Source organism: Geminicoccus roseus DSM 18922 (assembly GCF_000427665.1).
Classification (GTDB): domain Bacteria; phylum Pseudomonadota; class Alphaproteobacteria; order Geminicoccales; family Geminicoccaceae; genus Geminicoccus; species Geminicoccus roseus.
In genome coordinates this window covers 2,760,582-2,781,628 of the sequence record NZ_KE386572.1, presented here as the reverse complement: position 1 = coordinate 2,781,628, position 21,047 = coordinate 2,760,582, and the positions used below count along the sequence as shown (strand labels likewise).

At 70.4% G+C, this 21,047-nt stretch carries 22 protein-coding genes; 16 read left to right on the top strand and 6 right to left on the bottom strand.

Going from position 1 to position 21,047, the window contains the following annotated elements; all coding sequences use genetic code 11:
- Positions 1–143 precede the first annotated feature (143 nt).
- Together GEMRO_RS0114020 and GEMRO_RS0114015 are read left to right on the top strand one after the other, a co-directional pair.
- The gene (locus tag GEMRO_RS0114020; protein ID WP_027134498.1) at positions 144–617 is read left to right on the top strand and encodes a hypothetical protein; all 474 of its coding nucleotides are present in this window, start codon (positions 144–146) and stop codon (positions 615–617) included.
- 8 nt (positions 618–625) lie between these two features.
- Complete coding sequence (locus GEMRO_RS0114015) at positions 626–1,093, top strand: hypothetical protein (protein WP_027134497.1); 468 nt, start codon at positions 626–628, stop codon at positions 1,091–1,093.
- Positions 1,094–1,102: 9 nt separating this feature from the next.
- On the opposite strand, the gene htpX is transcribed toward GEMRO_RS0114015, so the two are convergent.
- Positions 1,103–2,032 carry a zinc metalloprotease HtpX gene (gene htpX, locus GEMRO_RS0114010; protein ID WP_027134496.1) on the bottom strand — a complete coding sequence of 310 codons (930 nt, stop codon included), beginning with the start codon at positions 2,030–2,032 and terminating at the stop codon, positions 1,103–1,105.
- Positions 2,033–2,273: 241 nt separating this feature from the next.
- Between htpX and GEMRO_RS0114005 the strand changes: the two genes are divergently transcribed.
- From GEMRO_RS0114005 to GEMRO_RS0113985, 5 genes are all read left to right on the top strand, one after another.
- Positions 2,274–4,598: an NADP-dependent malic enzyme gene (locus GEMRO_RS0114005; RefSeq protein WP_084506959.1), complete on the top strand. Its 2,325-nt coding sequence runs from the start codon at positions 2,274–2,276 to the stop codon at positions 4,596–4,598.
- Between the two features lie 131 nt (positions 4,599–4,729).
- A complete protein-coding gene (locus GEMRO_RS0114000) occupies positions 4,730–5,506 on the top strand; it encodes a hypothetical protein (protein ID WP_205624974.1) in 777 nt (258 codons plus the stop codon).
- A gap of 56 nt (positions 5,507–5,562) precedes the next feature.
- On the top strand, positions 5,563–7,068 hold the full coding sequence (locus GEMRO_RS34245) for a glutathione S-transferase family protein (protein WP_051329062.1): 1,506 nt from the start codon (positions 5,563–5,565) through the stop codon (positions 7,066–7,068).
- 242 nt (positions 7,069–7,310) lie between these two features.
- Positions 7,311–8,378 (top strand): NAD(P)/FAD-dependent oxidoreductase, encoded by a 1,068-nt coding sequence (locus GEMRO_RS0113990; RefSeq protein ID WP_051329615.1) that lies wholly within the window; start codon positions 7,311–7,313, stop codon positions 8,376–8,378.
- Between the two features lie 50 nt (positions 8,379–8,428).
- Entirely contained in the window at positions 8,429–8,743 is a 315-nt protein-coding gene (locus tag GEMRO_RS0113985) for a 2Fe-2S iron-sulfur cluster-binding protein (protein ID WP_027134492.1), read from the top strand.
- Between the two features lie 35 nt (positions 8,744–8,778).
- Here the strand turns inward: GEMRO_RS0113985 and GEMRO_RS0113980 are convergent, their stop codons facing one another.
- Complete coding sequence (locus GEMRO_RS0113980) at positions 8,779–9,642, bottom strand: alpha/beta fold hydrolase (protein ID WP_027134491.1); 864 nt, start codon at positions 9,640–9,642, stop codon at positions 8,779–8,781.
- Positions 9,643–9,811: 169 nt separating this feature from the next.
- Between GEMRO_RS0113980 and GEMRO_RS0113975 the strand changes: the two genes are divergently transcribed.
- The 6 genes from GEMRO_RS0113975 to aat all read left to right on the top strand — a co-directional run bounded on the left by GEMRO_RS0113975 (position 9,812) and on the right by aat (position 14,876).
- Positions 9,812–10,573 (top strand): arginyltransferase, encoded by a 762-nt coding sequence (locus GEMRO_RS0113975; RefSeq protein WP_051329061.1) that lies wholly within the window; start codon positions 9,812–9,814, stop codon positions 10,571–10,573.
- Between the two features lie 100 nt (positions 10,574–10,673).
- Positions 10,674–11,669: an MDR family oxidoreductase gene (locus GEMRO_RS0113970; RefSeq protein WP_027134489.1), complete on the top strand. Its 996-nt coding sequence runs from the start codon at positions 10,674–10,676 to the stop codon at positions 11,667–11,669.
- 198 nt (positions 11,670–11,867) lie between these two features.
- Entirely contained in the window at positions 11,868–12,329 is a 462-nt protein-coding gene (gene aroQ, locus GEMRO_RS0113965) for a type II 3-dehydroquinate dehydratase (protein WP_027134488.1), read from the top strand.
- The gene (gene accB / locus GEMRO_RS0113960; RefSeq protein WP_027134487.1) at positions 12,329–12,802 is read left to right on the top strand and encodes an acetyl-CoA carboxylase biotin carboxyl carrier protein; all 474 of its coding nucleotides are present in this window, start codon (positions 12,329–12,331) and stop codon (positions 12,800–12,802) included. The genes aroQ and accB overlap by 1 nt, the downstream gene beginning before the upstream one ends.
- 5 nt (positions 12,803–12,807) lie before the next feature.
- Positions 12,808–14,163 carry an acetyl-CoA carboxylase biotin carboxylase subunit gene (accC, locus tag GEMRO_RS0113955; RefSeq protein ID WP_035487240.1) on the top strand — a complete coding sequence of 452 codons (1,356 nt, stop codon included), beginning with the start codon at positions 12,808–12,810 and terminating at the stop codon, positions 14,161–14,163.
- Positions 14,163–14,876, top strand: coding sequence for a leucyl/phenylalanyl-tRNA--protein transferase (gene aat, locus GEMRO_RS0113950; protein ID WP_051329060.1), 714 nt, complete (start codon positions 14,163–14,165; stop codon positions 14,874–14,876). Before accC ends, aat begins: the two co-directional genes overlap by 1 nt.
- On the opposite strand, the gene GEMRO_RS29630 is transcribed toward aat, so the two are convergent.
- From GEMRO_RS29630 to GEMRO_RS0113930, 4 genes are all read right to left on the bottom strand, one after another.
- Complete coding sequence (locus GEMRO_RS29630; protein ID WP_169728389.1) at positions 14,801–15,220, bottom strand: DUF2155 domain-containing protein; 420 nt, start codon at positions 15,218–15,220, stop codon at positions 14,801–14,803. The two genes, aat and GEMRO_RS29630, sit on opposite strands and share 76 nt — an antisense overlap.
- An 8-nt stretch (positions 15,221–15,228) precedes the next feature.
- Positions 15,229–15,747, bottom strand: coding sequence for an outer membrane lipid asymmetry maintenance protein MlaD (gene mlaD, locus GEMRO_RS29625; RefSeq protein WP_051329058.1), 519 nt, complete (start codon positions 15,745–15,747; stop codon positions 15,229–15,231).
- A gap of 80 nt (positions 15,748–15,827) precedes the next feature.
- A complete protein-coding gene (gene ftsY, locus GEMRO_RS0113935) occupies positions 15,828–16,772 on the bottom strand; it encodes a signal recognition particle-docking protein FtsY (protein WP_027134484.1) in 945 nt (314 codons plus the stop codon).
- 111 nt (positions 16,773–16,883) lie between these two features.
- Entirely contained in the window at positions 16,884–17,543 is a 660-nt protein-coding gene (locus GEMRO_RS0113930) for an ATP-binding cassette domain-containing protein (protein WP_027134483.1), read from the bottom strand.
- A 227-nt stretch (positions 17,544–17,770) separates the two neighbouring features.
- Between GEMRO_RS0113930 and GEMRO_RS29620 the strand changes: the two genes are divergently transcribed.
- The 3 genes from GEMRO_RS29620 to GEMRO_RS0113915 are packed head-to-tail and all read left to right on the top strand — an operon-like array spanning position 17,771 to position 21,045.
- The gene (locus GEMRO_RS29620; RefSeq protein ID WP_035487234.1) at positions 17,771–19,324 is read left to right on the top strand and encodes an alkaline phosphatase; all 1,554 of its coding nucleotides are present in this window, start codon (positions 17,771–17,773) and stop codon (positions 19,322–19,324) included.
- A 22-nt stretch (positions 19,325–19,346) separates the two neighbouring features.
- Entirely contained in the window at positions 19,347–19,784 is a 438-nt protein-coding gene (locus GEMRO_RS0113920) for a hypothetical protein (protein WP_035485323.1), read from the top strand.
- A gap of 4 nt (positions 19,785–19,788) precedes the next feature.
- A complete protein-coding gene (locus GEMRO_RS0113915) occupies positions 19,789–21,045 on the top strand; it encodes an FtsX-like permease family protein (RefSeq protein WP_027134481.1) in 1,257 nt (418 codons plus the stop codon).
- The last annotated feature ends 2 nt before the right edge of the window (positions 21,046–21,047 follow it).

The window sequence follows — 21,047 nt, the reverse complement described above, 5'->3', positions numbered from 1 at the left end:
ACCCGGCGGCCGGGCCATGTCGGCTCTTGGGGTGATTGCCTTGGCGCCCTCGCCCCGCCAACCCGTCCTCGCGGGGGCCGGCCGGCAGCGGCCGCTCCCACCTTGGGCGGTGCCTGTTCTGGACCGGTTGGGGAGTGCAAGCCGTGCGTGTCCTGCTGTTGATCGCCTCGATCCTGCTCGCCCTGCCGGCGTTCGCGGCGCAAAGCCCGGTGGGCCTTTGGCGGATGGACGAGGCCGGCCTGGAACGGGCGGTCGACCAGCTGATCGAGGGCCTGCTGACCCGGATCCCCGAGGAGGACCGGGCGGACGCGGAGCGGATGATGACCGAGCAGCGCGCCGAGATGAAAAGCCAGATGGCCTCCAGCCTGGCGGCCACCATCGAGTTCGCGGCGGACGGCACGGTGATCTTCAACGATCCGGAATCGGCGGACACCGAGCGCGGCACCTGGACCCAGGAGGGCGACGTCCTCCACGTGGTCGACGCCGATCCGGAAAGCCCCGACCTCAGCGGCACCGTGACCGATGGCCGGATCGAGCTGAACTTCGACGTCGACCCGAACGATCCGGACCAGGGGCCGCTGGGCGAGATGACCTGGGTGCTGGTTCCGGTACGCTGAGCTTGGCCATGATTCGCCGGCATCTCCTGGCCCTGGCGGTCCTGGCGCTGGGCTTGGCCGGCAGCGCCGACACGGCGTTGGCCGAGACCGGGCTGATCGGCACCTGGATCCTGGACGAGGCCGCGCTGCGCGCCGATGTCGACGCAGTGATGACCGAGCAGTTCGAGAGCCTGCCCGCCGCCGCCCGGCGCCAGGCCGAGAACGCGATGCGCGCCGAGGTCGACCGCATCATCCAGACCGCCACCGGCACCATCCAGTTCCGCGCCGACGGCACCGCCACCGCCACCAGCGCAGCTGGCCCGAGCGAATGGGTCTGGACCTCCAGTGAGGGCGTGGTGCGCCTGGAGAAGAAGGAGGCGCTGGTGAGCGACGTGCCCCTCCTGGGCACCGTCGTCGGCAGTTCCCTCTACCTGGAGCCGGACGTGGCCGGCGAGCCGGGCCTGCCTTTGCCGCTCAAGCGCCAGGGCAATTCCTGAGCGGAACGGTCAGCCCCAGGGCCCGGCACGCCGCCCCCACGGACCGCCCGGCGGTGTCGCCGGACGGGCCGGGCCGAACCCGCCGGTCGGCATCCGGCGTCCTCCCTGCAGCGCCATCAGGCGGCGGATCCGCTCCACGGTCGGCGGATGGGTCCGGAACATTCCGGCCAGCGCCCCGCCATGCAGGGGATTGATGATGAACAGGTGCGCGGTGGCCGGATTGCGCTCGGCCGTGCCGACATAGGTGCCGGTGGCGATCTGCTCGATCCGCTGCAGCGCGCTGGCCAAAGCACCCGGGTTCCCGCAGATCGCCGCACCCTCCCGGTCGGCCTCGAACTCGCGCGCCCGGCTGATCGCCATCTGCACCAGCATCGCCGCCATCGGCGCCACGATCATCGCCAGCAGCAGGCCGATCCCGCCCAGCGGATGGTCGCGGTCGCGGCTGCCGCCGAAGAACAGGCCGAACTGGGCGAGGAAGCCGATGGCGCCGGCCAGGGTCGCCGCCACCGCCATGGTGAGGGTGTCGCGGTGCTTGATGTGCGCCAGCTCGTGCGCGATCACCCCCGCCAGCTCGTCCCGCGACATCGCCCGCATCAGTCCCCGGGTCACCGCCACTGCGGCATGGTGGGGGTCGCGGCCGGTGGCGAACGCGTTCGGCTGGTCGCTCTCGATCAGGTAGACCTTGGGGACCGGCAGGTCGGCGCGACGCGCCAGTTCCGCCACTAGGCCGTACAGGTCCGGGGCGCCAGCCGGGGTGACCGGCCGGGCGTGATGCATGCGCAGCACCATGTCCGCCGACCCCCACCAGGCGAACAGGTTGGTGAAGGCCGCGATCACCAGCGCGATCACGGCGCCGGTGCCGCCGCCGACCGCATAGCCCACCACCAAGAACAGCGCGGTCATCGCCGCGAGCAGCAGGCCAGTGCGAAGGATCGCCATCCCGAGCTCCTCGTTCCACCACATGCTTGAAGTGGTTTCGCTCCCGGCCGCCGCAAGATCGTGACCTTCCGGATCGCACAGCTAGGTCCTGCGGGGCCGCGACCGGCCGCGTGTTCGCCTGTTCGAGGCCCACAGATGCTTGTCGTCCCCGCCTTGCGCGTGGCAACTGCACCTCTCGGGCCGGTGGCGGGGCAGTGCCGCGCAGGGCCGGCCCGGCGACAAGCGGCTGCAGGGAACGGCTATGGACGAGCGCAGGACTGATCGCGGCACCACCAGCGCCGGCGAGGGCGGCATGAGCGTCACGGCCGAGGAGGCGCTGGACCTCCATGCGCGGGGCCGCCCCGGCAAGATCGAGATCACGCCCACCAAGCCGCTGACCACGGCGCGCGACCTGAGCCTGGCCTATTCGCCGGGCGTCGCGGTGCCGTGTCTGGCGATCCAGAAGAACCCGGCCGACGCCTATCTCTACACCGCCAAGGCCAACCTGGTGGCGGTGGTGTCGAACGGCACCGCGGTGCTGGGCCTGGGCGCCCTGGCCGGCAAGCCGGTGATGGAAGGCAAGGCGGTCCTGTTCAAGCGCTTCGCCGACATCGACAGCATCGACCTGGAGGTCGACACCCGCGACGTCGACGCCTTTGTGGAATGCGCGCGGCTGGTGTCGCCGACCTTCGGCGGCATCAACCTGGAGGACATCAAGGCGCCCGAGTGCTTTATCATCGAGGAGCGCCTGCGCGAGGTCTGCGACATCCCGGTGTTCCACGACGACCAGCACGGCACCGCGATCATCGCCGCGGCCGGCCTGATCAACGCGCTGGACGTCACCGGCCGCGACATTGCCAACATCAAGCTGGTGGTGAACGGCGCCGGCTCGGCCGGGATCGCCTGCGCCGACCTGCTGAAGTCGATGGGCCTGCCGCCGGAAAACGTGATCCTGTGCGACACCAAGGGGGTGATCTACCGGGGCCGCACCGAGGGCATGAACCAGTGGAAGTCGGCCCATGCGGTCGAGACCGACGCCCGCAGCCTAGCCGACGCCATGCGCGGTGCCGACGTGGTGTTCGGCCTTTCCGCCAAGGGCGCCTTCACCGCCGACATGATCCGCTCGATGGCCAAGGACCCGATCATCTTCGCCATGGCCAACCCCGACCCGGAGATCACCCCGGAGGAGGCCCGGGCGGTGCGCGGCGACGTGATCGTGGCGACCGGGAGATCGGACTATCCGAACCAGGTCAACAACGTCCTAGGGTTTCCCTACATCTTCCGCGGCGCCCTGGACGTGCGCGCGTCCACCATCAACGAGGCGATGAAGATCGCCGCCGCCCAGGCGATCGCAGCATTGGCGCGCGAGGACGTGCCGGACGAGGTCCATGCCGCCTACAAGGGCCGCAAGCTGCGCTATGGCCGCGAGTACCTGATCCCGACCCCGTTCGACCCGCGCCTGATCAGCATGGTGCCGCCGGCGGTGGCCAAGGCCGCCATGGAGAGCGGCGTCGCCCGCGTGCCGGTGACCGACATGCCTCGCTACCGCCAGGAGCTGCGCTCGCGCCTGGATCCCACCGCGTCGCGCCTGCAGCTGGTGTTCGACCGGGTCCAGGCCCAGCCCAAGCGCATGGTGTTCGCCGAGGGCGAGGAGGAGAAGACGATCCGCACCGCGCTGGCCTGGCGCGACACCGGCCTTGGCACCGCCATCCTGATCGGCCGCGAGGACCGGGTGCGCTCGACCATGGCGCAGATCGGCCTGTCCAACCTGGACGGGATCGAGATCCACAACGCCCGCCTGTCCGACAGCAACCGCAAGTACACCGACTTCCTCTACCAGCGGAACCAGCGCAGCGGCCTGCTCTACCGGGACTGCGCCCGGCTGGTGAACCAGGACCGCAACGTGTTCGGCGCGTGCATGGTGGCCAGCGGCGATGCCGACGCCATGGTCACCGGGCTCACCCGCAACTACAACGACGTCCTGGCCGACGTGATGCGGGTGATCGATCCCAAGCCGTCGCACCGCGTGTTCGGCATGACCATGATGATCACCCGCGGGCGCACCGTGTTCATCGCCGACACCACCGTGCACGAGCTGCCCGACACCCGGGTCCTGACCGACATCACCATCCAGACCGCCCGGGCGGTGCGTCAGCTGGGCTTCACGCCGCGGGTGGCGCTCCTGTCCTTCTCCAGCTTCGGAAATCCGCCTGTGTCCAAGGCGCAACGGGTGCGCGACACCGTGATCGAACTGGACCGCCGGCAGGTGGATTTCGAGTATGATGGCGAAATGGCCGCGGATGTGGCGCTCGACCCAGAGTTGATGGCGCTTTATCCTTTCTGCCGCTTGAAGGGACCAGCCAACGTGCTGATCATGCCGGCCCTGCATTCGGCGAACATCGCGTCGAAGCTTCTGCAGCAGCTGGGCGGCGGCACGGTGATCGGTCCCTTGCTGCAGGGTCTGAAGAAGCCGATCCAGATCGTGCCGATGAACGCCACCGTGTCGGACATCCTGAACATGGCGGCGCTGGCGGCGCACGAGGCGATCTCGGCCGAGGAACCGGAATCCTCGGTGGTGGCGGCCTGAGCCGGCGGGTTCGGATGGATCGGGTTTCTTCGCTGGAGGTAACTGTTCGTTAGGAAGCGGGCTGCATGATGGGTTCCCATGAGACATGGGAGCGGTCGATGAGCGGTGGTGGTGGCCAAAGGCGCGGATGGGTGGTCCTGCTGCCTTTCCTGGGGTTGGCTCTGTCGCTTGCCGCCTGCACGACGGCGCCGGCACCGCAGGCGCCCGTTCGATCGGCGCAGGCGGCGTTGCCCGAGCAGGCGGCGGTCGGGGCGGACCCCGCGCCGTTCGCCCTGATCTTCGGCCGCCATCCTGCCACGGGCACCGGCGGTGGCGCCCTGCCCACCGCCGAGACCGCGGTGGTCCAGGCGATGACCGTGATGGACCAGGCAGGGGGATCCGGCCTGGATCCCCGCGCGGCGGCCACGATGCGCCGGCTCCTGGTGACGCGCAGCCCGCGCGACGCCACCCAGGTCCAGGACGTGTCCCACGCGCTGGACCTGGTCGAGGCCAGCCTGGAGGCCGGCCCGGGCCGGACCCAGCAGGGCAGCAGCTGGTACCGCAATGTCAGCCAGATCGTGACGGGCCTGCGCTTCGACCTGGCCGTGGTCGACCGCAGCCTGGCCCGGCTGGGCAATCCCGAGATGCCGGACCAGGAGCGGCTCCGCGCGACCCGCGAGCTCCAGGCCCGCCTGCAGGCGCTGATGCTCGGCCGCGACCTGGACGGCGATGGCCGGGTCGATCCGCGCAAGGACGTCGCCGGACTGCTGCAACTGCGCGACGCATTGGGCTATGCTGCGGTGGTCGATGGCGAGGACTGGAACTGCCAGGCCCAGCCCGAGCCGATCCAGACCGTGCTCGCCTCCTATCGGCAGGAGGTGCTCTGGTGCGAGATGCCACGCGTCGCCGAGGAGATTCCGCAGTCGTGATCCGGAACTGACCATGTTCGTCTGCCGCCTAGCCCTTTCTGCATGACCTTGCTTCCATGACCGTCCGGTTGGTGATCGGCAGCCGCAATTCCTGCCCCTGGTCCCTGGCGACCTGGATGGCGATGCGGATGTTCGAGCTGCGCTTCGAGGAAGTGCTGGTGCCGCTCGGGCGGCCGGAGAGCGAAGGCCTGCTCGGCCGGTTCTCCCCGTCCGGCAAGGTGCCGGTGCTGGTCGACGAGGCGATCACGGTCTGGGAATCCCTGGCGATCCTGGAGCACCTGGCCGAGCGCGTCCCGGCGATGTGGCCGCAGGACCCGGCGGACCGCGCCCTGGCTCGCTCGGTCGCGGCCGAGGTGCATGGCGGGCTCGGCTCCCTGCACCGCTTCCTGCCGATGGACCTGATGGCCCGGTTCGCGCCGCCCGGCCGGCTGATGCGCGGGGTGGCGGCCGACCTGAAACGGGTCCGGCGAATCTGGAGCGAGCTGCGGGAGGCGCCCGCCGCCAAGGACGGCCCGTTCCTGTTCGGCCGGTTCGGCCTGGTCGACGCGATGTTCGTGCCGATCGCCACAAGGTTCGTCACCTATGCGCTCCCGGCGCAGAACCCCGCCTGCGAGGCCTATCTGCAGGCCCTGACCAGCCTGCCGGCCCTGCAGGAATGGAGCGCCGAGGCGGCGTCCGAGGTCGCCGCGTTCGCCCGGGTGCCGGCCCCGCCGTTTCACCGGACGGCGCCGGAGCCGCTGCAGCTCCCGGCCCATGCCGCCGGTCCGCCCCTGGCAGGAACGCCGGTCCGCCCGGCCCCGGCGATGGTCGAGGCCGGGCGGATCGCCAGCGCCCCGGCCGGGCCGGCTCCGACGCCGGGCCCGGTCCCTGCGCTTGCGGCAGAAGAGGCAGAGGCCCCGCGGCCGCCGGCGCCCAGGCCGCAGGACCCGGTGCGCCCGCGCCTGGACCATGCTGACCGGCCGATGATCCATTATCTGGACGAGCCGGCAGGCGGAGGCGGCGCTTCTGCGCCACCCACGGCTCCCGCCCGGCCGGCGATCGCACGCCCATCCCCCGAACGGCCGCCAGCCCCCGCACGACCGCCCGCGGCCGAAGCCGCTGCGGGCATCGGCTATCTCGATCCGGACGCAGCCAGGCAGCCGGCCCGGTCGCCACCCCCGGCCGAGTCCGGACGGCCGAAGCAGCCTGGCCGGCCGGCAGGCGGGGTTCCTGGCCAGCCCTCGGCCGGGCCGGCCGCCCATGGCGGCGAAGCGGCGGGCGAGGGCCCGCCCCGGCTGCGTCGCCCGGGCACCGCAGGTGCCGCGCCGGTCCGGCCCGGCAACCGGTTCGTCCGGGCGCTGTCGGGCGGGCGGGACCATCCGGTTTCCGTGGCGGAGCCGGAGCACGGGCCGGAAGGCGGCCCGGCCGAGCGGCCCGCCGACGATCCCCGCCTTGCCGAGCGGCCCTCCGGCGGGGCGCCCGACCTCGGCCGGCCGATCCGTGGCCAGGATCCGGAGCATCCCCGCACCATCCGCTCCTCGGCGATCAAGCCGATCGGCTTTTCCGGCCATCGGCGGCGCTGACGCCCGAAGGGCTCCGTGGCCTGCCGCACCGCCGCCGATCGGCCGGCGCCGTGGTCGGGGGCTGACGCATGGCGGCGCGGCAGGCGTGGCCGGCCTTGATCGGGCCGCGCGGGAGCACGACATGAGCGCCGGCAAGGAGCGGAGCGGGGGCGGCGGTGGCCCGGGCTCTTCCCCCTGGGGCGCTCTCCCTCTAGGTTGCGCGCCGGCCACCGGCCCGACGACCGCCCTTTCCTGGAATGCGCATGTCCGCCATCGAGCCCGCAGCGGCCCCTTCGACCAGCAGCGACCCGATCCGTACCGACATGGTGATCATCGGCGCCGGACCCACCGGCCTGTTCGCCGTGTTCGAGGCAGGGCTGCTCGGCCTGCGCTGCCATCTGGTCGACAACCTGGACAAGCCCGGCGGGCAGTGCATCGAGCTCTACCCGGACAAGCCGATCTACGACATCCCGGCGATCCCGCGCTGCACCGGCGAGGAACTGACCAACAACCTGATGGAGCAGGCCCGGCCGTTCGCGCCGGAATTCCACCTGAACCAGCAGGCGGAAAGCCTGACCCGGCTGGAGGATGGCCACTGGCGGCTGGTCACCACCGCCGGCACCGTGCTGGAAGCCCCGGTGGTGGTGATCGCAGCGGGTGCCGGCAGCTTCGTGCCGCGCCGCCTGCCGCTGCCCGAGGCGGCGCAGTACGAGGGCACGAGCCTGCACTACGCCGTGCGCAAGATGGAGCATTTCCGCGGCAAGCGCCTGCTGGTCGCCGGCGGCGGCGATTCGGCGCTGGACTGGCTGCTCAACCTGCAGCCGATCGCCGCTTCCACCGCCCTGGTCCATCGCCGCGACGAGTTCCGCGCCGCCCCGGATTCGGTCGAGAAGATGCGCGCGCTGGTGGCCGCCGGGCAGACCTCCCTGCATTTCGGCCAGATCACCAAGCTGCACGGCAGCGACGGCCGGCTGGAGGCGGTGACGCTCGGGCGCACCGGCGGCGGCGAGGAGACCGTGGAGTGCGACACGCTGCTGGCGTTCTTTGGCCTGAAGATGGAGCTGGGCCCGCTGGCGTCCTGGGGCCTGAACCTGGAGCGCAACCTGATCACGGTGGAGACCCAGGCCTACGAGACCTCGCAGCCCGGCATCTTCGCGATCGGCGACATCATCACCTATCCGGGCAAGCTGAAGCTGATCCTGTCCGGCTTCCACGAAGCGGCGCTGATGTGCCAGAAAGCCCACAAGTACTGCCGGCCCGAGCAGAAGCTCGTGTTCCGCTACACGACTTCCTCGACGGAACTGCATAAACGCCTGGGCGTCGCCGACTGATCGGAACGACCGGTCGCACGACCACCCTCAAGCATAATCGGATCGACTTCATGGCCGAAATTCAAGTCATCGACCGCGAAGGGGTCGAGCACAGCGTCCCCGCCACCGTCGGCTGGTCGGTGATGGAGATCGTGCGGGAAGCCAACCTGCCGATCGAGGCCGCCTGCGGCGGCTGCTGCGCCTGCGCCACCTGCCACGTCTATGTCGCCGCGGAATGGCTGCCGCGCCTGCCCGAGATGAGCAAGGACGAGAGCAACATGCTCGACGAGGCCTTCCAGGTGCAGGACAATTCCCGGCTTTCCTGCCAGATCCCCTTCTCCGCAGAGCTGGACGGGATCACCGTCACCCTGGCCCCGGAATTCTGATCCGGCGCCCGGCGCTTTGCGCCCGGGCGACCTCCTCAGGCGGCGGGCTCCGGCCCGCACAGCCAGTCCGCCACCGTCTCGATCTGCTCCGGCTCCGCCAGCGACGGCGCGTGGCCGCAATCCATGAAGGTGACCAGCTCGGCCTTCGGGCCGGTCCGGGTCATCTCCTGCGCCACCGCCACCGGCAGGAGCGGGCTCTCCGCGCCCCGGACCAGCAGGGTCGGGCAGGTGATCGCCTGGTAGAGCGGCCACTGGTCGATGTCGGCCGCTTCCATCTGGGTGAACGGCTGCTTGATCGCCGGGTCGTAATGCATCCGCCAGCCGCCGTCGGCCGGCCGCGACGAGCGGCGGGCCAGCTCCCGCCAGAAGCCGTCGTCCAGGTGGCGGCCGAACCCGGCATGGATGGTGCGCAGGTGGCGCTCCACCGCCTCGACGTCCGGGAACTTCAGGTCCAGGCCCAGATAGGCCCCAATCGGCGCCAGCGCCTCCTTGGGCACGAAGGCGCCCACGTCGTTCAGGACCAGCCGCTCGATCGGGCTGTGCTCCCGCCCGGCGATCTCCATCGCGATCAGCCCGCCCATCGAGGTGCCGAGCCAGGCAACCTTGTCCAGCCCCAGGGCCTGGAGCCAGCGGCGCAGCAGATCGGCATAGACCGGCACGGCATAATGCTGCGGGTCGGCCAGCCAGGAACTGCCGCCCCGGCCGGGCACGTCCACCGCCAGCACCCGGGCGCCGCGCAGGGCCATGGCCGCCGCGATCCGGTCGAAGTCGTGGCCGTTGCGGGTCAGGCCGTGCACGCAGACCACCGTCTGCGGCGCCGCCGGATCGCCATGCTCGATCCAGTGCAGGTCGACCTTGCCGGCTTGCGGCGTTTCCAGGGTCAGGCGCTCGTCTCGCATGGGCGCAGCATCGGCCGGGCAGGCAGCCGGGTCAACGACCCAGCGGCGACCGCTTCGCGCTCAAGCCGTGACGGCCGGCCTTTGGCAAAGGCTGGATCTTGGCGCACGGAAGCTTGATGATCCGCCATCGCCCGGCCACTTGTCCCAAAGGTGCCCGCAGGAGATCCGCTTGTCCGCCGACCTGCAGTCCCATCAGCGCAACAGCCTGCGCCAGTTCTACACCACCGGGGCAGCCCCCTGCCCCTATCTGGACGGCCGGGTCGAGCGACGGGTCTACACCCTGCTGCGCCGCCATCCCCAGGAGCGCGAGACCTTCGACCGGCTGAGCGAGGCCGGCTTCCGGCGCAGCCAGAACCTGATGTACCGGCCGGCCTGCCCGGGCTGCGACGCCTGCGTGCCGGTGCGCATCCCGGTGGCGCAGTTCCAGCCGTCGCGCCACGAGCGCCGGGTCCTCAACCGCAACGCCGACCTGACGGTGCGCGAGGCGCCGGCCCTGCCCACCACCGAGCACTGGGAGCTGTTCCACCGCTACCTGGACGCCCGGCACGGCGATGGCGGCATGGCCGGGATGACCCGGGTCGATTTCGAGACCATGATCGGCGACTGGACGGTCTCGACCCTGCTCCTGGAGGGGCGCGACCCGGAGGGCCGGCTGGTGGCGGTGAGCCTGACCGACCGCCTGGCCTCGGGCTATTCCGGGGTCTACAAGTTCTTCGAGCCCGACCAGCCCCGGCGCAGCCTCGGCACCTGGATGATCCTGCAGCTGATCGAGAAGACCCGGCAGGACGGCCTGGACCATGTGTATCTGGGCTACTGGATCGCCGGCAGCGCCAAGATGGACTACAAGGCCCGGTTCCGGCCGATGGAGCGGCTGACCGCGGAAGGCTGGGTGGTGATGGCGGATCCGCCCGCGGTTGAACCCGCCCCTTGAGCGCTGCTATCGCGGCGCTTCCTCGCCATGCCGGCCGGCGCCGGACGCATGGCCCCCAAGACCAGGCTCCCCGGGTTGGAGCCGCAGATCGGAGCAGGCGATGACCGAGCGGTTCAAGGCGATCCTCCTGGAGCAGGTCGACGGCAAGACCGTGGCGAAGCTGGCCGAGCTGGACGAGGCCCGGCTGATGCCGGGCGAGGTCACCGTCGACGTCGACTGGTCGACCCTGAACTACAAGGACGCCCTGGCCCTGACCGGCAGCGCGCCGGTGGTGCGCAGCTTCCCGTTCGTGCCCGGCATCGACTTCGCCGGCACCGTGCGCAGTTCCGAGGACAGCCGCTTTGCTCCCGGCGCGCCGGTGCTGCTGACCGGCTGGGGTGTCGGCGAGCGCCATTTCGGCGGGCTGGCCGAGCGGGCCCGGGTCAAGGCCGACTGGCTGGTGCCGATGCCGGACGGGCTGGACGGCCGAACCGCCATGGCGATCGGCACCGCCGGCTTCACCGCCGCCCTGTGCGTGCTGGAACTGGAACGCCAGGGCGTGGCGCCCGGCTCGGGCGAGGTCGTGGTGACCGGGGCTGGCGGCGGGGTCGGCAGCATTGCGGTGGCGCTGCTGGCCAAGGCCGGCTTCAAGGTGGTGGCCTCCACCGGCAAGACCGCCGAGGCCGACTGGCTGCGCGGCCTGGGTGCCGCCGAGGTGATCGACCGCACCCCGTTCGTCCCGGGTGCGAAGGGCCCGCTCGACAAGACCCGCTTTGCCGGCGCGATCGACACGGTCGGCGGCGCGGTCCTGGCCGGCCTGCTGAAGACCATGGCGCCGGGCGCCGCCGTCGCCGCGGTCGGCAATGCCGGCGGCGTCGAATTGTCCACCACGGTATTCCCGTTCATCCTGCGCGGCGTGCGGCTGTGCGGGGTGGATTCGGTGCAGGTGCCCTTCGAACCGCGTCTGGCCGCTTGGCAGCGGCTCGCCCGCGACCTGGAGCCGGGCGTGCTGGACCGGGTGGCGCAGGTGATCGGCCTGTCCGAGGTCCCGGCGGCGGCTGCCGCCTTCCTGGAAGGCAAGGTCAAGGGCCGGATCGTGGTCGACACCCACCGCTGAGCCCGAAGGGAACGGGCGCGGGCCAGAGGCCGGCCGCTAAATCGGCCGCCATGCACGCGCGCCCTTTCCCCTGGCCGCCCCGCGTGCTACCTCCCCTCGCCGCGGACCAACGTCTTGACGGTGGCCCTTGCCGTTTTAGGCGGAGCACCGTGCGAAACGGTGGCCGACAGCGATCAATAACCGCGATCGATCCCGACCTTGCCCACCATCCTGGTCCTCAACGGACCGAACCTGAACATGCTCGGCCTGCGCCAGCCCGAGATCTATGGCCGCACCACCCTGGCGGACGTCCGGGCGATGGTCGAGCAGGAGGCGGCCGATCTCGGCGTGACCGCCGATTTCCGCCAGAGCAACCATGAGGGCGTGCTGATCGACTGGATCCACGAGGCCCGCACCAAGGCGGACGTCATCGTGATCAATCCGGGCGGGCTCACCCACACCTCGGTGGCGCTGATGGATGCTTTGTCCGCCGCCGAGAAGCCGGTGATCGAGCTGCACGTCTCCAACGTGCACCGCCGGGAAGACTTCCGGCACCACTCCTACGTGTCGCTGGTCGCCACCGGCGTGATCTGCGGGCTCGGGCCCTACGGCTACGTCCTGGCCCTGCGCGCCGCCCACCACCTCATCTCCCCTTCCCCCGCTGCCGCTCGAGACGAATGATGGCCAAGCTCGACGTCGAAACCAACTTCATCGAGAAGCTGGCGGAACTCCTCCAGCGCACCGGCCTCACCGAGATCGAGATCAACCAGGGCACCACCCGGATCCGGGTCGCGCGCCAGATCCAGATGGCGCCGCTCGACGTGACCGCCCCGGTCTACATGCAGCCCCATGCCGCCCAGCCCGCCCCGGCGGCGGCCGCGGCCCCGGCCGCCGCGCCGGCCGGTCCCGACACCTCGCACCCGGGCATGGTGAAGTCGCCCATGGTGGGCACGGTGTACCTGGCGCCGGAGCCGGGCGCCGCCCCCTATGCCGCGGTCGGCTCCGAGGTGAAGGAGGGCCAGACCCTTCTGATCATCGAGGCGATGAAGGTGATGAACGCGATCCGGGCGCCGAAAGCCGGCCGGGTCGCGCGGGTGTTCGTCGAGAACGCGGCGCCCGTCGAATTCGGCGAACCACTCCTCATCCTGGAGTGAGCGGCTTGTTCAAGAAGATCCTGATCGCCAACCGCGGCGAGATAGCACTCCGGGTGCTGCGCGCCTGCCGCGAGATGGGCATCCAGACCGTGGCGGTGCACTCCACCGCCGACGCGTCCGCCATGCATGTCCGCTTCGCCGACGAGAGCGTGTGCATCGGCCCGCCCCAGGTCGGCGAGAGCTACCTGAACAAGCTCTCGATCCTGGCGGCTGCCGAGATCACCGGGGCGGAGGCGATCCATCCGGGCTACGGCTTCCTCTCCGAGAACGCCGATTTCTGCCAGATGGTTGAGGAGCACGGCTTCGCCTTCATCGGGCCGACCCCGGACCATATCCGGCTGATGGGCGACAAGATCGTCGCCAAGGACACCGCCAAGAAGCTGGGCATCCCCTGCGTGCCGGGGACCGATGGCCCGGTGGCCAGCGACGAGGAAGCGCTCGCGGCCGCCGAGGAGATCGGCTGGCCGGTGCTGATCAAGGCGGTGTCGGGCGGCGGCGGGCGCGGGATGACCGTGGTCCATGACCGCTCCCAGCTCCTGGACGCGCTGCGCATGGCGCGCGGCGAGGCCAAGGCCGGGTTCGGCGACGACCGGGTCTATATCGAAAAGTTCCTGGCGGCGCCCCGCCATATCGAGGTCCAGGTCTTGTGCGACACGCACGGCCAGGTCCTGCACTTAGGCGAGCGCGACTGCTCGCTGCAGCGCCGCCACCAGAAGGTGGTGGAGGAGGCGCCCTCCCCGGTCCTGGATGCGGGCGACCGCGAGAAGCTCGGCCTGCTGGTCGCCAAGGCGATGGAGAAGTTCGGCTACCGGGGCGTCGGCACGCTGGAATTCCTCTACGAGAACGGCCAGTTCTATTTCATCGAGATGAACACCCGCCTGCAGGTGGAGCATCCGGTGACCGAGCTCATCACCGACACCGACCTCGTCCGCGAGCAGATCCGGGTGGCCGCCGGCGAGAAGCTGGCCTTCTCCCAGTCGGACGTGCGCTTCCGTGGCCATGCGATCGAGTGCCGGATCACCGCGGAGAACCCCAAGACCCTGGCGCCGTCGCCGGGGCGGGTCACCGGCTATCACGCCCCGGGCGGGCCGGGCGTGCGGATGGATTCGGCCCTCTACGCCGGCTACACCGTGCCGCCCTACTATGACAGCCTGATCGGCAAGCTGATCGTCCACGACGTCGACCGGCCGACCTGCCTGCGCCGGCTGGAGCGGGCGCTGGCGGAATGCGTGGTGGAAGGCGTCGACACCAACCTGCCGCTCCTGCGCACGGTGATCGGCACCAGCGCGTTCAGGAACGGCCAGTACGACACCGGCTGGCTCGGCAAGTTCATCGCCGACTGGGAGCCGCCGGTAGTGTGATGCGCGACCCGGCCGCGATCGACGAGGACGAGGACGCCCGGACGATCACGCCGGAGATCCTGCTGACCGCCTATCGCCTGGGCGTGTTTCCGATGGCCGAGGCGCATGACGACCCGACCATCCACTGGATCAATCCCAAGCATCGCGGGATCATCCCGCTGGACCGCTTCCACGTGCCGCGCAGCCTGGCCAAGACCTTCCGGTCGGGCCGGTTCGCGCTGACCGCGGATGAGGCCTTCGACCGGGTGATCCGGGCCTGCGCGGAGGCCACCGAGATCCGGCCCAGCACCTGGCTGAACCCGCAGCTCATCGAGCTCTATGGCGCCCTGCACCGCCGGGGCCATGCGCACAGCGTGGAGACCTGGCAGGACGGCAGGCTGGTCGGCGGGCTGTACGGCGTCTCGATCGGCGGCGCCTTCTTCGGCGAGAGCATGTTCAGCCGGGCGACCGACGCCTCCAAGGTCGCCCTGGTGGAACTGGTGCGCCGGCTGCGCGCCGGCGGCTACGTGCTGCTGGACACCCAGTTCGTCACCAGCCACCTGACCCGCTTCGGCGCGATCGAGATCCCCCAGGCGGAGTACCAGCGGCGCCTGCACCATGCGATGATGCTGAACGCCGTGTTCCCCAAGGACGGGGTTCAGCCGGGCGGCACCACGCTCGCCGGGGGATCGGGCAGGAGCGGGTCGATGCAGCCGGTCAGCCACACGTCGTAGACCGGGTGCTCCAGGGCGTGGAGCGAGGGGCTGGAGGCATAGACCCAGCCGGAGAAGATCCGCTCCTCGCGGTCCTGGTCGAGATCGTCGATCTCCAGAAACGCGGCGGCTTCCGGGGTCTCGGTCGGCGGCGAGGTGAAGCAGGCCTTCAGCGTGATCAGCAGGGTGCCGAACCGGACCGGCTGGTCCAGGGTCACCTCGATCCGCACCACCCGCGCCGTGACCTTGTCCAGGCCCTGCATCTCCGCCTTGTTGTTCGGCACGGTCGGCCCCGCCGCCAGGGCTGGGCCGGCGCTCAAGGCGGACGACAGCAGGACGGCGGCGCCCAGCCGCCGCAGAACCATCGAAGCGATCATGGGCTGGAGAAGATGTCGTCGGCGGCTCCCGCGTCGCCGCCAGATGCCGCGCCGCCCGATCCGCCGCTCTCGCTGCCGCCCTGGCTGAAGATGTAGCGACCGATCAGGTCCTCGATGCTGACCGAGGACTGGGTCAGGGTGATGGCCCCGCCCGGCTCCAGGTTGCGGTCGTCGCCACCGGGGATGATCGAGAGGTACTTGCCGCCGATCAGGCTGGAGCTGGCGACCGAGGCCGAACTGTCGGTCGGCAGCTCGATGCCGTTCTGCACCGAGAAGCGGACCGACGCCCGGAAGGTCTGCGGGTCCAGGCTCTTCGCGGTGACGGTGCCGACCTTCACCCCGCTGATCCGTACGTCGCCGCCGACATCGATCCCGTCGGCGCGGTCGAACTGCGCCACCAGCTCATAGCCGTTCGGACCGCCGATGTTGCTGCGCCCATACGCCCAGAACAGGAAGCCGGCCGCCACCAGCAGCACCAGGGCCCCGAGTATGGTCTCGACGATGCTGCGGGCCATGCCATTCCTCTCCGACGTCGTCGCGCTCGATCCATGCGGTCAGGTAGCGCCTGACGGCCAAACCCTCAACCTCGGGCGTCTCAGGCCTGCCCGGTCTTCTCGTCCAGCCCGAGCAGGGCCCGGGCAAATGCTTCGGCCTCGAACGGCTTCAGGTCCTCGATCGCCTCGCCCACGCCCAAGGCATGGATCGGCAGGTGGAACCGCTCGGCCAGCGACACGACCACGCCGCCCTTGGCGGTGCCGTCCAGCTTGGTCACCACCAGGCCGGTCACGTCCACGATCTCCTTGAAGACCTCGAGCTGCCGGTGCGCGTTCTGCCCGGTCGTGCCGTCCAGCACCAGCACGGTGTCGTGCGGGGCGTCGGGATCGACCTTCTTGATCACCCGGATGATCTTCTTCAGCTCGTCCATGAGGGCCGCCTTGTTGTGCAGCCGCCCGGCCGTGTCGATCATCAGGATGTCGGCGCCCTGCGCCTTGGCCTTCTCCAGCGCGGAAAAGGCCAGCGCCGCGGGATCCGATCCCTGCGTCGCCGCCAGCACCGGCACGCCGTTGCGCTCGCCCCAGACCTGGAGCTGCTCCACCGCGGCCGCCCGGAAGGTGTCGCAGGCGGCCAGCACCACCTTCAGCCCGGCATCGGTCGCCATCTTGGCGAGCTTGCCGATCGTGGTGGTCTTGCCGGTGCCGTTCACCCCGCACACCAGGATCACCTGCGGCGCCACGTCCCGCGACGGGATCGGCTTCGCATACGGCTTCAGGATCCGGGTGACCTCGGCGGCCAGCACCTGGCGGACCTCCTGGTCGGTGACGTCCTTGCCGTAGCGCTCCTTCTTCAGGTGCGCGACCAGCCGGCCGGAGGTCTCCACCCCCATGTCGGCCAGGATCAGCGCCTCCTCCAGCTCGTCCAGGGTCTCCTGGTCGAGCTTCTTCTTCACGAAGATCGCGGAAATGGATCCGGTGAGCTGGCCCGAGGTCTTCGACAGACCGGATTTCAGGCGCTGCCACCAGCTGGCATTGGTCTGGGTCATGGCGAGGCGGAAACTCGCCGATGCGGCGGGGTTCGGCAAGCGCCGGATGACGTGGAGCCCCCTGATCTGCCTTGCCGCGGCGTGCATGGCTGCCATGTGCCGGACGAGGCGTCAGGTCAGCAGCCGCCCTCCCGCCATCCGGATCGGGCGGTCCATCGCCTCCACCAGCGCCGGGTCATGGCTGACCGCCAGCAAGGTGGTGCCGCGCCGGGACGTTTCCTCGCGCAGGAGGCCGATCACCGCCGAGGCGCTGGCGGCGTCCAGGCTGGCGGTGGGTTCGTCGGCGATCAGGATGGGCGGGTCCTGGAACAGGGCCCGGGCGATCGCGACCCGCTGCTGCTCGCCCCGGGACAGGGTGGCGACGTCCTCGCGCGCCCCGGACACCCCACAGAGGTCCAGCAGGGCCAAGGCCCGCTCCTTTGCGGCCGGGACCGGCCTCCAGGCGGAGAAATAGCCGGCGGCCATCACGTTCTGCAGCACCGGCATGCCCCGGATGAGGTGAAAGTCCTGGAAGATCATGCCGACATGGCGGCGCCGCCAGCGGTCCCGGGCGCCCTCGGGAAGGGCGGTGATCTCCTGGTCCGCCCAGCGCACCTCTCCCTGCTGCACCGGCTGGATGCCGCTCAGCGCGAAGGCCAGCGTGGTCTTGCCGCAGCCGGACGGCCCGGTGATGGCAACCCGCGCGCCCTGACGGATCTCCAGCGACGGGACATCCAGCGCCGGCACCGCCGAGAAGGCGACCCGGAGCCCCCGGACCCGCAGGTGGCTCACCGGGCGCCTCCGAAGGATCGGCCGGCGCCGGCCGCTGCGCCCGGGCAGGGATGCCCTGGATCGACTTCCTGGAGTGCCGGCAAGACAGAAATCCTCCCTCGCATTTCACCCAACATGTCCGGACATCCGATGGATTTTCCAGATCATTCTGTTGTTCGAGTGGTATTGCTATCCGTCATTGCCTGGAACTATCTCGCTTTGGAAGATCGAAGGTCAGGGAGATGATCATGAAGAAACCTGTGCAGGCTGCTCTGTGCCTGGGGTCGGTCGTGCTGGCGGCAACCGGCTGCAGCAGCCGGGGCGCCGAGACGACCGTCGGCAGCAGCAGCGCCGCGCTGGCCCAGGCGGGCGATCCCTACTTCCAGACCGGCCAGGACACGCTCCAGCGGATCATGGCGCAGCAGCCGAACACCAACCACGCCAAGAACGTGATCCTGTTCGTCGCCGATGGCATGGGTTTTCCCACCATCACCGCGACCCGGATCCTGGAAGGTCAGCAGCGCGGCGTGGACGGCGAATCCAACGTCCTGACCTTTGAATCCTTCCCCTACCTGGCTGCGTCCAAGACCTACTCGGCCGATGGCCAGGTCTCCGACAGCTCGCCCACCGCGGTGGCGATGGTGACCGGGGTGAAGACCAACAACGGCGTCATGGCGGTGTCGCACAACGTGGCCGAAGAGGACTGCCGGGCGTCCCTGGACAACGGTGCCGTCACCACGATCTTCGAGATGGCGCAGGCCGCCGGCCTTGCCACCGGCGTGGTCAGCACCGCGCGGCTGACCCATGCCACGCCGGGCGCCACCTATTCGCATTCGCCCAGCCGCGACTGGGAATCGGATGCCGACATGCCGCCCGAGGCGATCGAGATGGGCTGCAAGGACATCGCCAGCTCCCTGATCGAGACCCCGAACGGCCACGGCTTCGACGTGGCGATGGGCGGCGGGCGCGCCAACTTCCTGCCCGAGACCGCCGCCGATCCGGAGGATGAGGGCAAGACCGGCAAGCGCACCGACAACCGCGACCTGACCAGGGAATGGCAGGACCGCAACGACAATGCGGTGTTCGTCTGGAACCAGCAGCAGTTCGACGCGATCGACCCCGCGACCACCGGCCCGGTCCTCGGCCTGTTCGAGATGTCGCACATGAAGTATTCGGTCGACCGCGAGAAGGACAAAGGCGGCGAGCCGTCCTTGTCGGAGATGACCTCCAAGGCCATCGACATCCTGCAGGCCAAGGCCGGTGACGAGGGCTTCATCCTCTTGGTCGAGGCCGGCCGGGTCGACCATGCGCTGCATGAGGGCAATGCCGCGCGGGCGCTGAACGATGCGATCGCCTTCGACCGCGCCATCAAGACCGCCACCCAGAAGGTCGACCTCGACGAGACTCTGATCGTGGTGACCGCCGACCACGGCCACACCCTGACCATCAGCGGCTATCCCGAGCGCGGCAATCCGATCCTGGGCCTGGCCTCCTGGAAGGGCGAGCCGCTGCTGGGCGATGACGGCAAGCCCTACACCACCCTGGGCTTCGCCAATGGCCCGGGCGCGATGAAGGACGGCGTCCGCGCCGATCTGACCAACGTCGACACCACCGATGTCGACTTCCTGCAGCAGTCCCTGGTGCCGCTCGCCAGCGAGACCCATGGCGGCGAGGATCTGGGCATCTATGCGATCGGCCCCTGGTCGCATCTCTTCCAGGGCACGGTGGAGCAGAACTATATCTTCCACGTGATGGACCATGCCTCCGGCATCAGCCAGCGCGCAGCCGGCGCCGCCAAGTGAGGATCTGAAGGGGAGACAGGACATGGCCGGGCCCACCCGACGTCACCTGCTGGCCGCCCTGGCTGCGATCGGCGTGGCTGGAACCGTGCGACCCGGCCATGCCGCCCCGCAGATCAAGCTGCGCGACATCTACGGCAGGGGTGCGGCGTTCTCCGAGGAGGCGCTGGCCTTGGCCGACCAGACCGTGGAGATCCAGGGCTTCATGGCGCCGCCGCTCAAGCCCGACGCGCCCTTCTTCGTGCTGACCAAGCGGCCGATGGCGGTCTGCCCGTTCTGCGACAGCGAGATGGACTGGCCGCAGGACATCATCCTGGTCCGCCTGGAAAGTCCGCAGGAATGGGTCGACTTCAACCTGCCGATCCGCGTCACCGGCACCCTGTCGCTGGGCACCGAGATCGACGAGGAGACCGGCTTCGTGAGCCGGGTCCGGCTGCTCGACGCCAGCTACGAGCGGATCTGAGCGTTTGGGCAACCCCCTGCCCTTCGTCCTGGCCGACCTGCGGCGCAGCCGGGCGGGCGTGCTGGCGGTCATCCTCCTGGTGGCGCTGGCCGTGGCCCTGGGCGTGGCGGTCTCCGCCCAGGAGCGCGCCCTGCGCGAAGGCAGCGCTGAGGCCGCCGACCCGTTCGACCTGCTGATCGGCGCGCCCGGCAGCGAAACCCAGCTGGTCCTCTCCACCGTCTACCTTCAGCCCGCCTCCCTGGACCTGATCGACGCCAGGATCCTGGCCGAGCTCGCGGACAACCCGGAGGTCGCCTATGCCGCGCCGATCGGCTTTGGCGACAACTGGCAGGGCCACCCGCTGATAGGCTCGACCACCGACTTCCTGACCCGGGGCGGCGCCCTGGCCCTGGCCGAGGGACGCCCGTTCGCCCGGGTCGACGAGGTGGTGGTCGGCGCGGACGTGCCGCTCGCCCTGGAGCAGGAATTCGAGCCGCTGCACGGCCATGTCGAGATGGAGGACGAGGACCACCACGAATTCGCCTTCCGGGTGGTCGGCCGGCTGCCCCGCCTGGGCAGCCCCTGGGACCGGGCGATCGTGTCCAGCATCGAATCCACCTGGTGGATCCACGGCCTGCCGGTCGGCCATGCCCTGGACGAGGCCCGGGTCTGGCCGGCCGGCCTGCACGGCGAGCCGGACTTTTCGGCGATCCCGGTGGGCCCGCCCTTCGACCTGGACGAGCTGCCGGGCGTCCCGGCGATCGTGGTCAAGCCGGCCAGCTTCGCCGCGGCCTATGCCCTGCGCGCGCAGTACCGCGGCGCCGACGCCACCATGGCGGTGTTCCCGGGCGAGGTGCTGGTGCAGCTCTACGCGCTCTTGGGCGACGTGCGCGACCTGATCGCGACGATCTCGGTGCTGACCCAGGTCCTGGTGATCGGGGCGGTGCTGCTGGCGGTGCTGGCCAGCCTGGCGCAGCGGCGCCGGCTGATCGGGGTCCTGCGGGCGCTGGGCGCGTCGCGCCTGTTCGTGTTCGCCACGGTCTGGCTGAACGTGGCGCTGATCCTGACGCTGGGCGCGTTGCTGGGCCTGGCGCTGGGCTATGGCGGCGCCCTGCTGGTGTCCCTGGCCTTCGAGAGCCGCACCTCGGTGGCCCTGCCGGTGGCCCTGGGCCACCCGGAATTCCTGCTGGTCCTGGCGATCGTGCTGGTCGGGCTGGCCCTGGCCGCCATCCCGGCCGCCCTCACCTACCGCAACTCCGTCGCCGCCGCCTTGCGCAGCTGACC

Bases quoted from the DNA above. Each gene is read 5' to 3' on its own strand.
- GEMRO_RS0114015 (WP_027134497.1), top strand. From the start codon at position 626: ATGATTCGCCGGCATCTCCTGGCCCTGGCGGTCCTGGCGCTGGGCTTG.
- htpX (WP_027134496.1), bottom strand. From the start codon at position 2,032: ATGGCGATCCTTCGCACTGGCCTGCTGCTCGCGGCGATGACCGCGCTG.
- GEMRO_RS0114005 (WP_084506959.1), top strand. From the start codon at position 2,274: ATGGACGAGCGCAGGACTGATCGCGGCACCACCAGCGCCGGCGAGGGC.
- GEMRO_RS34245 (WP_051329062.1), top strand. From the start codon at position 5,563: ATGACCGTCCGGTTGGTGATCGGCAGCCGCAATTCCTGCCCCTGGTCC.
- GEMRO_RS0113990 (WP_051329615.1), top strand. From the start codon at position 7,311: ATGTCCGCCATCGAGCCCGCAGCGGCCCCTTCGACCAGCAGCGACCCG.
- GEMRO_RS0113985 (WP_027134492.1), top strand. From the start codon at position 8,429: ATGGCCGAAATTCAAGTCATCGACCGCGAAGGGGTCGAGCACAGCGTC.
- GEMRO_RS0113980 (WP_027134491.1), bottom strand. From the start codon at position 9,642: ATGCGAGACGAGCGCCTGACCCTGGAAACGCCGCAAGCCGGCAAGGTC.
- GEMRO_RS0113970 (WP_027134489.1), top strand. From the start codon at position 10,674: ATGACCGAGCGGTTCAAGGCGATCCTCCTGGAGCAGGTCGACGGCAAG.
- accB (WP_027134487.1), top strand. From the start codon at position 12,329: ATGGCCAAGCTCGACGTCGAAACCAACTTCATCGAGAAGCTGGCGGAA.
- aat (WP_051329060.1), top strand. From the start codon at position 14,163: ATGCGCGACCCGGCCGCGATCGACGAGGACGAGGACGCCCGGACGATC.
- GEMRO_RS29630 (WP_169728389.1), bottom strand. From the start codon at position 15,220: ATGGTTCTGCGGCGGCTGGGCGCCGCCGTCCTGCTGTCGTCCGCCTTG.
- mlaD (WP_051329058.1), bottom strand. From the start codon at position 15,747: ATGGCCCGCAGCATCGTCGAGACCATACTCGGGGCCCTGGTGCTGCTG.
- ftsY (WP_027134484.1), bottom strand. From the start codon at position 16,772: ATGACCCAGACCAATGCCAGCTGGTGGCAGCGCCTGAAATCCGGTCTG.
- GEMRO_RS29620 (WP_035487234.1), top strand. From the start codon at position 17,771: ATGAAGAAACCTGTGCAGGCTGCTCTGTGCCTGGGGTCGGTCGTGCTG.
- GEMRO_RS0113920 (WP_035485323.1), top strand. From the start codon at position 19,347: ATGGCCGGGCCCACCCGACGTCACCTGCTGGCCGCCCTGGCTGCGATC.